Origin of the sequence: uncultured Devosia sp. (assembly GCF_964244875.1) — a bacterium.
GTDB lineage: Bacteria > Pseudomonadota > Alphaproteobacteria > Rhizobiales > Devosiaceae > Devosia.
The window spans coordinates 146,614-160,340 of the sequence record NZ_CAXTKA010000006.1; the positions used below are offsets into that span (position 1 = coordinate 146,614).

A 13,727-nucleotide genomic window follows, 5' to 3' on the forward strand; every position below is an offset into this window, starting at 1 on the left:
AGCTCACCCAAGGGTGAACTCGGCGCGCGCTGCCGCCAGCAAGTCTGGCGGCAGATACATCAGTGATTCCAATGCTGTCCACAGAATAGCTGCATGCACGGTCCGTCCGAGGAACAGCTGACCTGCAACCAACGCATAAAGTCCCAGCTGCGTTCGATAATTTTGTGCCACCTGCTCCGGGCTATCCGGCACGTTCGCGTCGGACTTGTAGTCCACCACTATTACACTGGAGTCGTCAACGACCAGCCGATCAATCCTGCCGGCCAGCTGCACCGGTTCTCCCCGGCGCCGGGCCTTGATCAAGAACGGCACTTCGGCCCGGCTGTTGATGCCGAACAGCTGCGCAAGTTCAGGCCGCTGCAGGATCGACATCGCCCGCTCGCCGATGGCCTGGTGCCGCACCGGCGCGCCCGGCAGCAGGACCGGCATGGCCCGGGGCACCACCAGGGGCCAGAGCGCGCGATCGATCTTGCCCAGATGCTGCAGCAAGGCATGCAGCGCCAGGCCCTCCTGGCGCGCCATATCCGCATCCACGAGCCGCTCGGCGGCGCTGTCCAGCACACCGATGCCGGCATGTTGCTGGGCTGAGGAAGGGCTGACCACGGGCGTGGCGACATAGGTGGGCAGGGGCGCCAGAACGGTGGCAGGTGCGGGCGCGACAGTGGCGGGCGTGGTGGAAACGACCGGCTTGGGCCGCGGCCGGACCTTGGGATAGATCAGCGCCGTTTCGCGGCCCTGCTCATCCACCTGGCTCTCCCCAAGCGGGCGCAGCGCCTCTTCGATTGCGGCATACCAGGTGCCTTCCAGTTGCTTGCCGGCGTCCTTGCCCGGCGTCAGCGCGCCGGTAATGTAAAGCTCGTCCTCCGCCCGCGTCATGCCCACGTAAAGTTTGCGCCAATATTCCTGGTCCAGCCTGGCGCGGATGCTGTCGCGCTGCTCCAGGGTCTGCGGCACATGGGTTTTTTCGCTGGCGGCGTGGATCAGGAGCGGGCCGGGCGCTTCGGCGATCACATGCAGGGGCGTGCTCAACTGCTTGCCGCTGGGCCGGCTGGCCGCATCGGCCAGGATGACGATCGGCGCCTCCAGCCCCTTGGCCCCATGCACCGTCATCACTCGCACGCCCGATCCGGTTTCCGCCAGTTCGCGCTTGATCGACACGTCGCGTGCGCGCATCGCCGCAACGAACCCTTGCAGGCTCGGCTGGCTGGTCTGCTCGTGGTCCAGCGCCAGTTTCAGCAGTTCGGCGAACACGTCGTCGACCTCATGGCCCAGCCGCGCGTGAAAGCGTTGCAACCCACCCTCGGCATAAAGCACAGCCGCAAGAAACTCGAAGGGCCGCTCGAAATCGAGCTGGCCGCGCCAGCGCGCGAGCTTGTCCAGCGCTGCCACGCAAGGGGGCAGGGGGCAGGCCTGCAACGCCTGCCACAGCGTCTCGCCCCGGGCGCGGGGCTGCGCCAACCCGAACAGCGTGTCCTCGGAAACATCGAACAGGGGCGAGCGCAGCAACGCCGCCAGTTGTAGATCGTCCGCCGGGTTGAGCACGACATCGCACAGCGCCAGCAGGTCCAACACCGCAATATGCCCGCTCACCTTGAGCCGGTCCGCCCCCGGCGTCGGGATCCCAGCATTGCGCAACGCCCGGATGATCTCGGCGAACAGCGCATTGCGCGATTGCACCAGGATCAACACATCGTCCGCCCGCACCGCCCGCTCGCGATTGGCCAGCGGCCGTTCAGCAGCGATCCAGCCTGAAATCGCGCCGGCGATGCGCTCGGCCACCTGGCGCGGGGCCGTGCGCTCCGCCTCGACCGGCTCGATGGGCCATTCCCCGGGTTGAATCACGCCGTCGGCCTGTTGCAACGGCGACCACAGCGTCACCGTGCCGCCGGGCTCGGCGCGCGCGGTGTCGTGATGCACTTTTTCGCTCGACAGCAGCGCTTGCTGGATATCGCTGCGGTCCGACACCATGTCCACCGCCTCCAATATGCCGCGCAGGGTGCGAAAGCTGGTATGGAGCGGCAGCCATTCGAAACGCCGTTCGGCATTGGCGGCCAATTGCCGGAACGCCTTGCCGGTCTCCCCGAACAAGGCCGGCTCGGCCCCCTGGAAGGAATAGATCGACTGCTTCTGGTCACCCACCGCAAACAGCGAGCGGGGCCTCGTAACGGCGCTGTCGCCACGAAAGAATTCGTCGGCAATGGCCCGCACCACCCGCCATTGCTCGAGATTGGTATCCTGGGATTCGTCGACCAGGATGTGATCGATCCCGGCATCGAGCTTGTATTGCACCCAGGGTCCCAGCTGGGGGTTCTCGAACAGATCCCCCAGCTTTTCCACCAGGTCGTCGAAATCCAGCAGGGCCCGCGCCCGCTTGCGCGCCTCGTAGCTGTCCGAAATGGCGCCCACCACGTCCAGCACCGCTTCGCTGCGCCCGATCAACTGTGCCTGCCGGCGCAAACCCGCCAGGTCCGCCAGGCGCTCCGCCTCGGCCAGCAGCAGGGCCGCCAGGGCCGGATCGGCTGAACTGACCGCCTTGGCGGGAAACCGGGCCGGAACGGCGTCGTCCTTGGTCAGGAACGCGCCTTGCCAATGCTGCGGCGTCGGCTGGCGCACATCGAGCCGGGCCAGCTTGTCCTCGAGGCTGCGATGGCCGCCCTTGGGCGGACAGATCTCGAGCAGTCGCGCCACCTCGACCGGTCCGACCAGCCGCCGGCTGACGATCAGTGCGTCGATCTCGGCGCTGTCCGGACCATCGCCAAACCCGGTCAATGCCCGTAACCGCGCCTTGGCCGCCGGCCGGTCGGCCAAGACTTTTTTCAGCTTGCGCCCATCCGCCAGCGCCGCCGCGATCGCTTCGGCGATGGAATGATCGCTGAGCAGGCCGAAGAGAGTTTCCACGGCCTGGGCATGCGCCCCCGCCTTGATCCCGTCCGCCAAAACCGTTTCACGCGCGGAAAGGATCATCGCCGCCCGCTCGTCATCCTCGATCACGCTGAAATCGAACGGCACGCCCGCTTCCAGCGGAAACCGGTGCAGCACCGATTCGCAAAACGCGTGGATGGTGACGATCTTGAGCCCGCCGGGCGTTTCCAGCGCCTTGGCAAACAGGGTCCGCGCCCGGGCCCGCAGATCGTCCTCGATCGGCCCGGACACCACTTTGGCCAGTTCGGTCTCGAGAGCGGCCGGGCTGGCGATGGCCCAGTCGGCCAGGAGCTTGGACACCCGCCGCCGCATCTCGGCCGCCGCCGCCTTGGTATAGGTCAGGCACAGGATCGATTGCGGCGCCACATTGGCCAGCAACAGTCGTAGCACGCGCTGGGTCAGCACATGGGTCTTGCCCGAGCCGGCATTGGCCTCCACCCAGATCGACCAGAGCGGGTCCGCCGCCTTGGCCTGATTGGCAAAGGTTTGCGCCGGTATGGCGAGCTTGCCCCTCATGGCTCCTCCTCGCCGTCCACCGCGGTCCATTCGGCGGTGCGCGCCAGATGCTCATAGGCCCCGGCAAAGCGCTGCCCGAACACGGGCAGGATGCGCGCCGCCATCGGCATGTCGCCAAACAGGAACACCGCGACATGCCGCTGCATGCGCCGGCCCGCTTCGTCCGCCGCGTCCATCAGCCCCCATTCGTCGCCCAGCACGAACTCCTTGGGCACAAAGGCTTCGGGCCCCAGCCCCACCTTCACATAGGTCAAGGCGCCGGTCTCGGCCGCGCCGATTCCCGCCATGGCGCCAGCCGCCCCCATTGCGGCTTCGAGCAGCAATTGCGGCGCTTCGAAGCTCTTCATCGCCCGATTGTCGGGCGGCGAGCCGGTCTTGAAATCGACGATTTCGAGCGTGCCGTCGGCCATTTCATCGACCCGGTCGGCCCGCCCCGTCAGGGTGAATCCGCTCGGCAAGCGCCATTCGCCCGCGATCTCGGCGTGCCGCTGTTTGACCCGCGCATTGCGTTCGCGCTCGAAGTCGAGGAAACGGCGCGCCGCCGTATCGAAGCGCCGCAGCCAGATATCGCGCCGCTCCCCGATCGCCTCGAGCCCGGCAAACCCCTCGATCGCCATGGCGTTGAGCGTTGCGAGGGCGTTCTCTGCCATCACGTCGCAGCCCTCGGTGACGAAGCGCGCGAAAATGTCATGGATGATATTGCCGCGTTCGCGCGCATCGGGATTTTCCCCCAGCCCATCCAGCGGCCGCAGCCGCAATATGTGCCTGGCATAGATGTCGTAGGGCGAGCGCATCAGCGTCTCGATCTCGGTCACCGACAATTTGCGCGGTCGCAGCGCCACTGCCGGATTGGGCTGTGGCCGCCTGGCGCGCACTTCCATCGCCACGGCATCCAGCTGCCGCGCGGCATCCAGCCAAAGCTGGCCCCTTGCCCGCATGGCGCGCGCGCATGCGTCGCCCGCAAACGCCTCCAGCCGCTGCACCAGCCGCGAAGCGATGGCTGGACTGGTGCCCAGCCGTTCGGAAAATGCCAGGATCACGCGCTCATTGCCCAGTGCCTGGGCAAAATCATGGGCTGCCAGCCCCGCCTGCCGCTCGGGCGGCTCCAGCCCGGCGGCCAGCCGCATGCCGCGGCTTAGCCAGGGTCCGGGGTCGGCCGGCTCGGGCCAGATGTCTTCGTTGAGCCCCGCCACGATCAACAGGTCCGGGTTCTGCAGCCGCGCTTCGAGCTGCCCCCAGATGAAGATGTCCTGCCGCCGGATTTCGAGTGTGCGCACCTGGAACCCCAGCATCAGGGCCGCCAGCACGCTGTCGAGCCCGCGTGGCGCGAACCGCAGGCCCTGTCCCTTCTGGTTTTCGAGCTCGCTTGCCCAATCGTTCAGCTCGCCTCGTCCCGGAATGTGCGCGCCATCGGCGACCGCCTCGAAAGCCGCCATCAGGCAGGCGCAAAACTGCCCCGCATCGGTATCGCGCGCCTCGAGCAACTCCAGCAGCGGCGCCAGCGCCGCTTCGATGCGAGCGAACAGGGCCTCGATCTGCGCGCCATCGTCCGGGTTTAGCCGTTTGGCCGGATAAGGCGTGCGCTGTCCGATATTGTCGTCGAGCAGCGCACGCAGCCCGGCCAGCCCCGGATTGGCGCGCTGCCCGCGCAACAGCCCCAATTCGATCTTGTCCGCCAGCGCGCTCGTCTGAAACCGGTCCATCCCGAACAGTGCCGCACGATTGCGCAACAGTGCCATCAGGTCGACCGCGCCGCAGCCATTGACCGCCAGCGCCAGGATTTCGCGCGCCAGCCGCCCCGCCGCCGACTGGAACAGCGGCGCGCCTGCCGCATCGTCGACAAGGACCCCGAACCGGCCCAGCTCCGCCGCGATCCGCCGCGCCAGATTGCGATCCGGGGTGACAATGCCCACGGTGCGGCCATCTGCCAGCCCGTCGCGCGCCGCCAGTGCCACGGCGCGAGCCTCCTCGTCCTCGGTGCGTGCGCTGATCAGCACTATGCCTTCGCTCGCCCGCACCAGTGCCGCTTCCGACAGTTTCTGGTCCGCCCAATGGGCGGTATCGTCGGTCAGCGCCAGGGCCCGCCGCACCAGCACTGTGCGCTCGGCTTCGGTTGGCGCTAGCTCCACCACATCGCCGACGCCGGCCCCCAGGGCGCGCAGCAGTTTGGCCAGCCCATATTGCGGATGCCCATGGGGGTTCTTGGCGTCGTTCAGCAAGTCCCCATGCCCGCCCGGCGTCATGCCGGTATCGAACCCCGGCAAGACGATTGCCCCGCGCGGCAGCTTGGCGATTGCCGCCAGCAGCCGCGCCGTGGCCGGGATCGAGCCGGTCGACCCCGCCGCGATCACCGGCCGCCCGCCGTAAACGAGCGGGGCCGCAGCCGCCTGCCGGTCCAGCCGCGCATTGCGCAGGAATACCGCATCGGCCGTCTTGGCGGTCTTGAGGCGCTCGGGCCAATAGCTCAGAACGATCTTGAGGAAGTCCAGCGTCTGTTGCCAGTTTTGCGCCAGATCGTCGGGCACGATGTCCTGCAATTGCCGCGCGCCCACATCCTGGGAGGTCAGCTCGTCGACAAGCCCGCCCAGCGATTCCGCCATTGCCAGGATTTCGGCGGCATTGGGCGGATTGGCAAAGGCCTGCTGTCCCCGCGCCGTCCGCGCCCAGGCCGCCACCAGCCAGGACAGCACCAGCCGCCGCTCCAGGCTCGATACCGCGCCCGGCAGCACCGGCAAATCGAATGGCGGCAGGAACGGCTCCTCGTCCTCCACCTGCCCGCCAAAGGTACGGATATCGGGCAACAGCCCAGCCCCGCGCCGGGCAAATTCTTCCGCCAGCGCCAGCTTGGCGCGCCGTGTCGGCACGACGATGGTCACATCGCTCAGCCAGAACGGTCCGGTCCGCGCCCAATCGCCCAACAGGGTTCCGTCCAGCACGCGGTCGGCCAGCGTCGCGAGGAACTTGGCATGGGGGGCAATGGAAAAAATGCTCATGCCAGCGCCGCCTCGGCCGCCGCCAGGCCGGCCGCATCGCCGACATGGTGCCACGGGGCCTGGAGCGCGACGCCCACCACGGTTTCGCGCTCCAAGGCGGTCTCGATCAGCCGGTAAAACGAAAATGGTCCCTCGGGCGTATCGGCGAACATGGCTTTGCTCACGAGGGCAACACCGCCATAAATCACCGGCGCGCCATAGTCGCGCGTCACTCGTCCCATGGGGTCGAGACAAAAATCATGGCTGCGGCCAAAACCGGTTGCCCGGCTGGGGTGCACGCAGAGCAGCGCCATCTCGGCGGCACCAGCCGTGAGTTTTTCCAGCATCCGCCCCAGCGGCCGATCGCTTCCCGCAGGCCAGAATGCGTCGGTGTTCATGACGAAAAACGGATCCGCATGCAGCATCGGCAGCGCCCGCTTGACCCCGCCGCCCGTGCCGAGCAGCGTCTCCTCATGGGAAATCCTCAGCCCGCCCGCGAAGTGCGCCAGCACCTGCTCGGCCCGGTAATGCGCATTGGCGACAAAGCGTTTCGCGCCCTCCGCCCGCGCATTGCCCATCACCCGCTCGATCAGGGACATGCCGGCAACCGGCACCAGCGGCTTGGGCATGGTCTCGGTCAATGGCCGCAACCGCATGCCGAGACCCGCCGCCAGCAGCATCACATCGGGGAATCGGGTGGTGGAATCCATGGGCGGATATGAGCTTGTAGCGCCGACCTTGTCCAGCAGACACCCTCGCGACAAACGCCACCTTCTCCCCGATGGGGAAAAGAACAAGGAAGCGGCTTATGCCCGCAATACCCCGCCCGTCGACTTCGTCACCGCCCCCACGATCGCGGCACTCACCGTCTCGATCTCCTCCTCGGTCAGCGTCTTGTCGCGGGGCTGCAGCGTCACCGCGATAGCCACGGACTTCTTGCCGTCCCCGACATGGCTGCCCTCGAACACGTCGAACACGCCGACATCGGTGATCAATCCCTTGTCCGCGCCCCGCGCCGCGCGCAGGATCGCTGCCGCCGTGACGCTTTTGTCGACCACGAAAGCAAAGTCCCGGCTGAGCGGCATCAGCGTCGACAAGTCCAGCGCCGGCTTGGTGCGGCTGGCTTTCTTTCTGGGTTCAGGCAGCGCGTCGAGATCGATTTCGAACGCCGCGACCGGCCCGTCCAAATCCAGCGCCTGGCTCCAGGCGGGGTGCAATTCGCCAAACCAGCCCAGCGTTACCTTGGGCCCCAGCGCCACGCGGCCGCCGCGCCCCGGATGGCTCCAGGGCGCGGGTTCTGCAAGCACTTGCACCTTGTCGATATCAACGCCAAGCGCATCCAGCGCCGCGGCCAGGTCGGCCCTGGCATCGAACACGCCGACATCCTTGGCCTTGCCGTCCCAGTGCCGCCCGGAACCGACGAGCCTGGCTGTTCCGGTGCGAATACCGCTGGCATGGCTGTGCTGTCCCTCGGGCGCATCGGACAAGAACACCTGCCCCACCTCGAACAGTCCCAGATCGGCAAAGCCGCGATTGGCGTTCCGCCGCGCCGCGGCCAATAGCCCCGGCAGCAGCGAGGGCCGCATGTCGGTCATGTCCGAGGCAATGGCATTGGCCAGCTGCAACGTCTCGCTTCCCCCGCCGAACCGCACGGCTTCCGCGTGGGAGATGAACGACCAGGTCACCGCCTCGTCCAGGCCGCGCGCCGCCAGCGCCCGCCGCGCGATGCGACGGCGGTTCTGGATCGGGCTCAGCACGCGTTGCGCCACATGGTTCAGCCGCGCCAATGGCTCGACGGGGATATTGTCCACGCCCACCATGCGCATCACCTCTTCGGCCAGATCCGCTTTTAGCGTCACGTCCGGCCGCCAGCTTGGCACGCTGACGTTGACCACGTCGCCGCGCCCCTCGATCGCAAAGCCCAGCTTGGACAGGATCGCCGTGGCGACGAACGGCTCGACCGCCAGCCCCGTCAGCCGCTGCACTTCGCTGAACGGAAACGCGATCACCGTATCGGCAAATACATCCTCGCCCGAAATCGCCGGCTCCAGCGGCTCGCCACCGCACAGCTCTAGCACCAGGCGCGTCGCCAGTTCCAGCCCCGGCTCGGTCAGCGCCGGATCGACCCCGCGCTCCAGCCGATAGCGCGCATCCGACACGATCCCGGTCTTGCGCCCGGTGCGCGCGATCAGCTCGGGGTCCCAGCTGGCGCATTCCAAGAACAGGTTGACTGTGGCGTCCGTCGTCCCGGATCGAACCCCTCCCATCACGCCGCCCAGGCACAGCGGGCCCTCCTCGTCGGCAATCACCGTCATGGTCTCGTCGAGCGTGTAAACCTTGTTGTCGAGCGCATCGAACGGCTCGCCTGCTTTGGCATTGCGCAGCACCGGCGCGCCGACGATCTTGTCGGCATCATAGGCATGCAGCGGCCTGCCCCATCCCAGCGAAACCAGATTGGTGATATCGACAATGGCGTTGATCGGTCGCAAGCCGACCGCCCGCAGCCGCTGCTGCAGCCAAGCCGGCGATGGCCCGTTTTTGATGTTGCGGAAGTACCGCCCGGCGAACTTGCGGATCGCCTTGGGCTCCCCCGCTGCGAACTGGTGCGGCAGCGGCGCGATCGGGCTTGGCCCCACGGACGCCACCGCGGACATGTCCGTGCTCTTGAGCGTGCCGATGCCGAATGCCGCCAGATCGCGCGCTACGCCGTGAACCCCGGCCGCATCGCCCCGATTGGGCGTGATCGCGATATCGAACACCACGCCATTGATGCCGGCATAGTCGACATATTTCACCCCGATCGGTGCATCGTCGGGCAGGGCGATGATGCCGTCGTGATCATTGCTCAATTCCAGCTCGGCGGCCGAGCACAGCATGCCGTTGGACGCCGCACCCCGGATCACCACGCCGGCCTTGAGCTCGAAATCCTTGCCCGGAATATAGGTGCCGGGGAACGCGAACACCGATTTCATGCCGGTTTTGACGTTGGGCGCGCCGCACACCACATCGATCAATGTGCCGGTTCCGGCATCGACCTTGCAGATATTGAGATGATCCGAATTGGGGTGCGGCTGGGCCTGGACCACCTGCGCGATGACGAATTTTTCCAGCGCCTTGCCCTGGTTTTCCACGCCCTCCACCTCCAGCCCGACCATGGTCAGCGTGGTGGAAATCTCCTCGACGCCCGCCGCGGTATCCAGATGTTCCTTGAGCCAGTCGAGGGTGAATTTCATCGGTACATGCTTTCATTGGCGTCGATCCGCGGCAGCGCCGCCGACAATTCGAACAGTTTGACCAGGACATTGGCAAAGCCGCGTGCGTCATCTATGGCCTTGTGGGAATGCACGATATGGCCGTACCACTCGGCCGGAACGCGCTGCATGCCCCAGTTCAGATAGGGTGCGCCGCGCAGGGTCCCGGCCATGGTATAAAGGCAAACCCCGCCGCCCCGGAAAATCTGCCGCGTCTTGAACGGCCCGCCCAACACCCGTGTACCGACGAATTCGTCCAGGTAATGGTCCATCCACAACCCGTCGAACATCATCGGCGCCGCCGCGAACACGCGGGGGGCAGGAAAACTCTCCACCCAGTCGGCAAAGCGCGGCATGACGATCTCGGCCGGCTCGGCCTTGTCGGTGGCATGCGCCCAGGCTTCGGGCTGGGTCTGCCACCAGGCCATGGTAGTCTCGTCGCTCTTGCGGTCGGCGCGCGGCAAGAGGTTGGCCTCGAACTCGCCATAGTGCCGGCCCGCCGCATCCACCGCGACCGCGGCAAAGCTCAGCATGGAGGAATGCAAGGGCGTCGGCCCATCCGCCTCGATATCGGTAACGATGAAGATGGGATTGAGGGTTGTCTCTGGCGAGGTGGCGGCGGTCATTTTCGTTTACCGCTGAAATGCAGCGTTGTGGCCAAAGTGCGAACTTCCGGGCTACCGATTTGCAAAGCTTGAATTTGTTCAACGGTCTTGCGAGCCAGTGCCACCAATTGCTGCGCTTCAGGCAAACTAAAAACTCCCAGAACCGGGGGCGCATAATCCGCCTTGTGGCGCTCCGCTTGCAAGCGAACGACACTACCGCCAATCTCTGCGAGCGTGGCATTGTTCGTCAGCGTTGTTTGCCCGAAAGCCTGTTTTAGCGGTCCGTGATCGAGCGCTCTATAGACCCTGTTGTATTCTTCCGTGTCGCGCGGCGCGAAATGAGTAAGGTAGTCGGCGCACTTTCGCGTTAGCGCGTGAAAGACCCCATAATATGCGGTGCTCACCGCTCTGCGCCTGAACGCTGAGCTTCTCTGACCACTATTAAGCAATGTTTCGGCTGCATCGATCAGCTTGGCAGCCATTGTTGCGGTCGCCATCTACCTTATTCTTCCGCGTCTTCGAGATCGTCCGTAGCGGGAACGGCCGTCAGATACACAAAACGATCATCGCCCTGCTTGCGAAGTGCATTCATCGTTTCGCTCGTTGCCTCAATGAGATCGCTAGCCGGCACGATTTGTTTGACGTCTGCAATCAAGCGCAAGATATTCTCGTCATCAAAGTCTTTCTCTGCCGTTACGGTCAACCCACTAAAGCCAAAGGGTTTCAAGCGTTTACGCAGTAGGTCCAGTGCAATGGTCTGGATCTTCTGTGAGTCGAGAACTGCGTGTCCGATATAGCTCATGTCGTCTCCTCCAAATTTCAGTTAGCTGCTCAGCCCCCCGAACAGCGTCGGCAAATCCAGCGGGCGGAATCCGTAGTGATCCAGCCAGCGCTTATCGGCATCAAAGAACGCGCGCAGGTCGGGCATGCCGTATTTCAGCATGGCGAGGCGATCGATGCCGACGCCGAAGGCGAAGCCCTGGTACACGTCCGGGTCGAGCCCGGCATTGCCGATGACATTGGGATGCACCATGCCGCAGCCCAGGATTTCCAGCCAGTCCCGACCTTCACCGATCCGCACCTCGCTTCCGGAGCGGTCGCATTGCACATCCACTTCCATCGAAGGTTCGGTAAACGGAAAAAAGCTCGGGCGGAACCGCAGGACGACGTTGGGAACCTCGAAAAACGCCTTGAGAAACTCCTCCAGCACCCAGCGTAACTGGCCGATATGGCTGGTCTTGTCGATCACCAGCCCCTCTACCTGGTGGAACATCGGGGTATGGGTCTGGTCAGAATCGTTGCGATAGGTCCGGCCGGGGACGACCACACGGATCGGCGGATCCATGCGCGGGGTGATGTAGCTTGCGGCCGGCTGTTCGTTGCCGCGTTGCATGACCCGCATCTGCACCGGCGAGGTATGGGTGCGCAGCACCTTCTTGACCCCGTCCGGGCCCGGTTTCATGAAAAACGTGTCATGCATTTCCCGCGCCGGATGGCCTTCGGGGAAATTGAGCGCAGTGAAGTTGAAATAATCGGTCTCGATATCGGGGCCCTCGGCGATGGAAAATCCCATATCCGAAAAGATTGCGGTGATCTCGTCGATGGTCTGCGAGATCGGATGAATGCGCCCGGCCGCGGTGGGTGACGGGGGCAGAGGCAGGGTGATGTCCACGGTCTCGGCCTTGAGCCTGGCCTCCAGCGCCCCGGCCCTCAGCGCTGTACTGCGCGCCTCGATGGCGGTGGCAATCTCGTTTTTCAGCCCGTTGATCGCCGGCCCGGCGCTCTTGCGCTCTTCCGGCGCCATGCTCCCCAGCGACGCCAGTAGCGCCGAAACGCTACCTTTCTTGCCCAGGGCGTTGACGCGCACCACCTCGAGCGCGGCATCGTCGGCGGCCGCAGCGATTGCCGTGGACAGCTCGGCGCGAAGAGTATCGATCTGCGTATCGAGGGACATGGTATTTCTCAACTCAACGATTGCGGCGGTTAGAGCATTTTGGGCAAGTGGAGTCAGGTCCAAATATGATTTGGCTGGATGGTGTTTTCTTCCCCAAGGGGAGGGTGTCGCTTGAGGCAATCACACGGCCATGAACGAAAACGCCTCGCGCCAACCCTCTCAGGCGGCACAAGGCGCAATTTCAGGCCTCAGCAGAGGACAGGCTTAGGCGGCGGTGACCCGGGCATGGGTCGTAGCATCGACCCCTTCCAGATAGGCCAGCGCGGCCTTGGCCTTTTCGACCAGCACGCCGAACGCTGCAGGCTCGGTGATCGCGAGATCGGAGAGCACCTTGCGATCGACCGCAATCTCGGCCTTGCTGAGGCCGTCGATAAATCGGCCATAGGTCAAACCATAGTCGCGCACCGCGGCGTTGATGCGCTGGATCCACAGTGCGCGGAAATTGCGCTTCTTGACCCGGCGATCGCGATACGCGTACTGGCCGGCCTTTTCGACGGCCTGCTTGGCGATGCGGATGGTGGACTTGCGGCGGCCATAATAGCCCTCCGCGGCTTTCAGAACTTTCTTGTGACGGGCGTGATTGGTAACGCCTCTTTTAACGCGTGACATGTGTCAGCTTCCTCTCAGCGTTAGCGGTTGTAAGGCATGTACCACTTGACCAGGCCTTCATCGCCCTTTTGCAGGATCTTGGTCCCGCGATTGGTGCGAATATACTTGGCAGTATGGTTGATCAGGCGGTGACGCTTGCCGGCGACGCCTGCTTTGACACGACCGGTCGCTGTGAAACTGAAACGCTTTTTAGCGCCAGATTTCGTCTTCATCTTGGGCATTTTGCGGGTCCTTGGTGTTCTGGATCGGCCTGTGGGGCCTATCGCTTTCAAAGACCGCCACGGCATGCCTTTTGGCCGGGCGGTCCGGAGAAGTGGCGTCTATAGGGGCAAAGCCCGCCCAAGGCAAGGCCCAAGGCGCAGCCAGTGCGCACTGGAGTTTCAGCGTGAACTGTCACAAATCAGTGTTCAACCAGCCACGACAGTCCTGAAACCATTCCCGGCAGCCCTGCGTACTTACCTGCAAGTTCGACATTTGCCGAGCGTCACCTAAACCAAGGAAATCATTATGAAAATGTTAAAGATCATCGTCCTGGCCGCAACTCTTGCCGCCGGCACCACCGCGACCTTCGCCAGCCCCTTCACTGCCATGGGCGGCATCGACTCGCTCAATGACGTGCGCGATGCGAGCATTGCCACGGTCGAGACCGTCAACGACGCCGAAGCCCGTTCGCTGCGCATCGACACCGACAATGCCGCCCTGCACGCCCGCATTGCCGGCAACAAGGCACTCAGCCAGTCCCTGACCGCGCAGGGCTATAACATTGGCGACGTCGTGGGCGTCGATGGCACGGGTGCCAGCATCACGCTTTACGTGCTCTAAACCAACCTCGATTGCATGGTTTGTCCGGGCGGCTCCTCATCGGGCCGCCCGTTCGTTTTTAAGCCTTGGTTCCCAA

General features: G+C 64.8%; 11 protein-coding genes. 1 reads left to right on the plus strand and 10 read right to left on the minus strand.

What is annotated here, in order from left to right; translation table 11 throughout:
- Nucleotides 1-3: 3 nt before the first annotated feature.
- The 10 genes from addA to rpmI form a co-directional block, all read right to left on the minus strand.
- Nucleotides 4-3,438, minus strand: coding sequence for a double-strand break repair helicase AddA (gene addA, locus ACFE8X_RS09440; RefSeq protein WP_375451209.1), 3,435 nt, complete (start codon nucleotides 3,436-3,438; stop codon nucleotides 4-6).
- Nucleotides 3,435-6,431 carry a double-strand break repair protein AddB gene (gene addB / locus ACFE8X_RS09445; RefSeq protein ID WP_375451210.1) on the minus strand — a complete coding sequence of 999 codons (2,997 nt, stop codon included), beginning with the start codon at nucleotides 6,429-6,431 and terminating at the stop codon, nucleotides 3,435-3,437. The genes addA and addB overlap by 4 nt, the downstream gene beginning before the upstream one ends.
- Complete coding sequence (locus ACFE8X_RS09450; RefSeq protein ID WP_375451211.1) at nucleotides 6,428-7,120, minus strand: nucleotidyltransferase family protein; 693 nt, start codon at nucleotides 7,118-7,120, stop codon at nucleotides 6,428-6,430. The genes addB and ACFE8X_RS09450 overlap by 4 nt, the downstream gene beginning before the upstream one ends.
- Nucleotides 7,121-7,216: 96 nt before the next feature.
- A complete protein-coding gene (gene pheT, locus ACFE8X_RS09455) occupies nucleotides 7,217-9,643 on the minus strand; it encodes a phenylalanine--tRNA ligase subunit beta (RefSeq protein WP_375451212.1) in 2,427 nt (808 codons plus the stop codon).
- Nucleotides 9,640-10,287: a 3'-5' exoribonuclease domain-containing protein gene (locus tag ACFE8X_RS09460; RefSeq protein WP_375451213.1), complete on the minus strand. Its 648-nt coding sequence runs from the start codon at nucleotides 10,285-10,287 to the stop codon at nucleotides 9,640-9,642. Before ACFE8X_RS09460 ends, pheT begins: the two co-directional genes overlap by 4 nt.
- The gene (locus tag ACFE8X_RS09465; RefSeq protein WP_375451214.1) at nucleotides 10,284-10,748 is read right to left on the minus strand and encodes a hypothetical protein; all 465 of its coding nucleotides are present in this window, start codon (nucleotides 10,746-10,748) and stop codon (nucleotides 10,284-10,286) included. Before ACFE8X_RS09465 ends, ACFE8X_RS09460 begins: the two co-directional genes overlap by 4 nt.
- Nucleotides 10,749-10,768: 20 nt before the next feature.
- Nucleotides 10,769-11,068 (minus strand): hypothetical protein, encoded by a 300-nt coding sequence (locus tag ACFE8X_RS09470; RefSeq protein WP_375451215.1) that lies wholly within the window; start codon nucleotides 11,066-11,068, stop codon nucleotides 10,769-10,771.
- 21 nt (nucleotides 11,069-11,089) lie between these two features.
- Nucleotides 11,090-12,220, minus strand: a complete 1,131-nt coding sequence (pheS, locus tag ACFE8X_RS09475) for a phenylalanine--tRNA ligase subunit alpha (protein WP_375451216.1) — start codon at nucleotides 12,218-12,220, stop codon at nucleotides 11,090-11,092.
- A 204-nt stretch (nucleotides 12,221-12,424) separates the two neighbouring features.
- Nucleotides 12,425-12,829, minus strand: coding sequence for a 50S ribosomal protein L20 (rplT, locus tag ACFE8X_RS09480; RefSeq protein ID WP_375451217.1), 405 nt, complete (start codon nucleotides 12,827-12,829; stop codon nucleotides 12,425-12,427).
- A 20-nt stretch (nucleotides 12,830-12,849) separates the two neighbouring features.
- Nucleotides 12,850-13,050: a 50S ribosomal protein L35 gene (gene rpmI / locus ACFE8X_RS09485; protein WP_375451218.1), complete on the minus strand. Its 201-nt coding sequence runs from the start codon at nucleotides 13,048-13,050 to the stop codon at nucleotides 12,850-12,852.
- A 286-nt stretch (nucleotides 13,051-13,336) separates the two neighbouring features.
- Between rpmI and ACFE8X_RS09490 the strand changes: the two genes are divergently transcribed.
- Nucleotides 13,337-13,651, plus strand: coding sequence for a hypothetical protein (locus tag ACFE8X_RS09490; RefSeq protein ID WP_375451219.1), 315 nt, complete (start codon nucleotides 13,337-13,339; stop codon nucleotides 13,649-13,651).
- The last annotated feature ends 76 nt before the right edge of the window (nucleotides 13,652-13,727 follow it).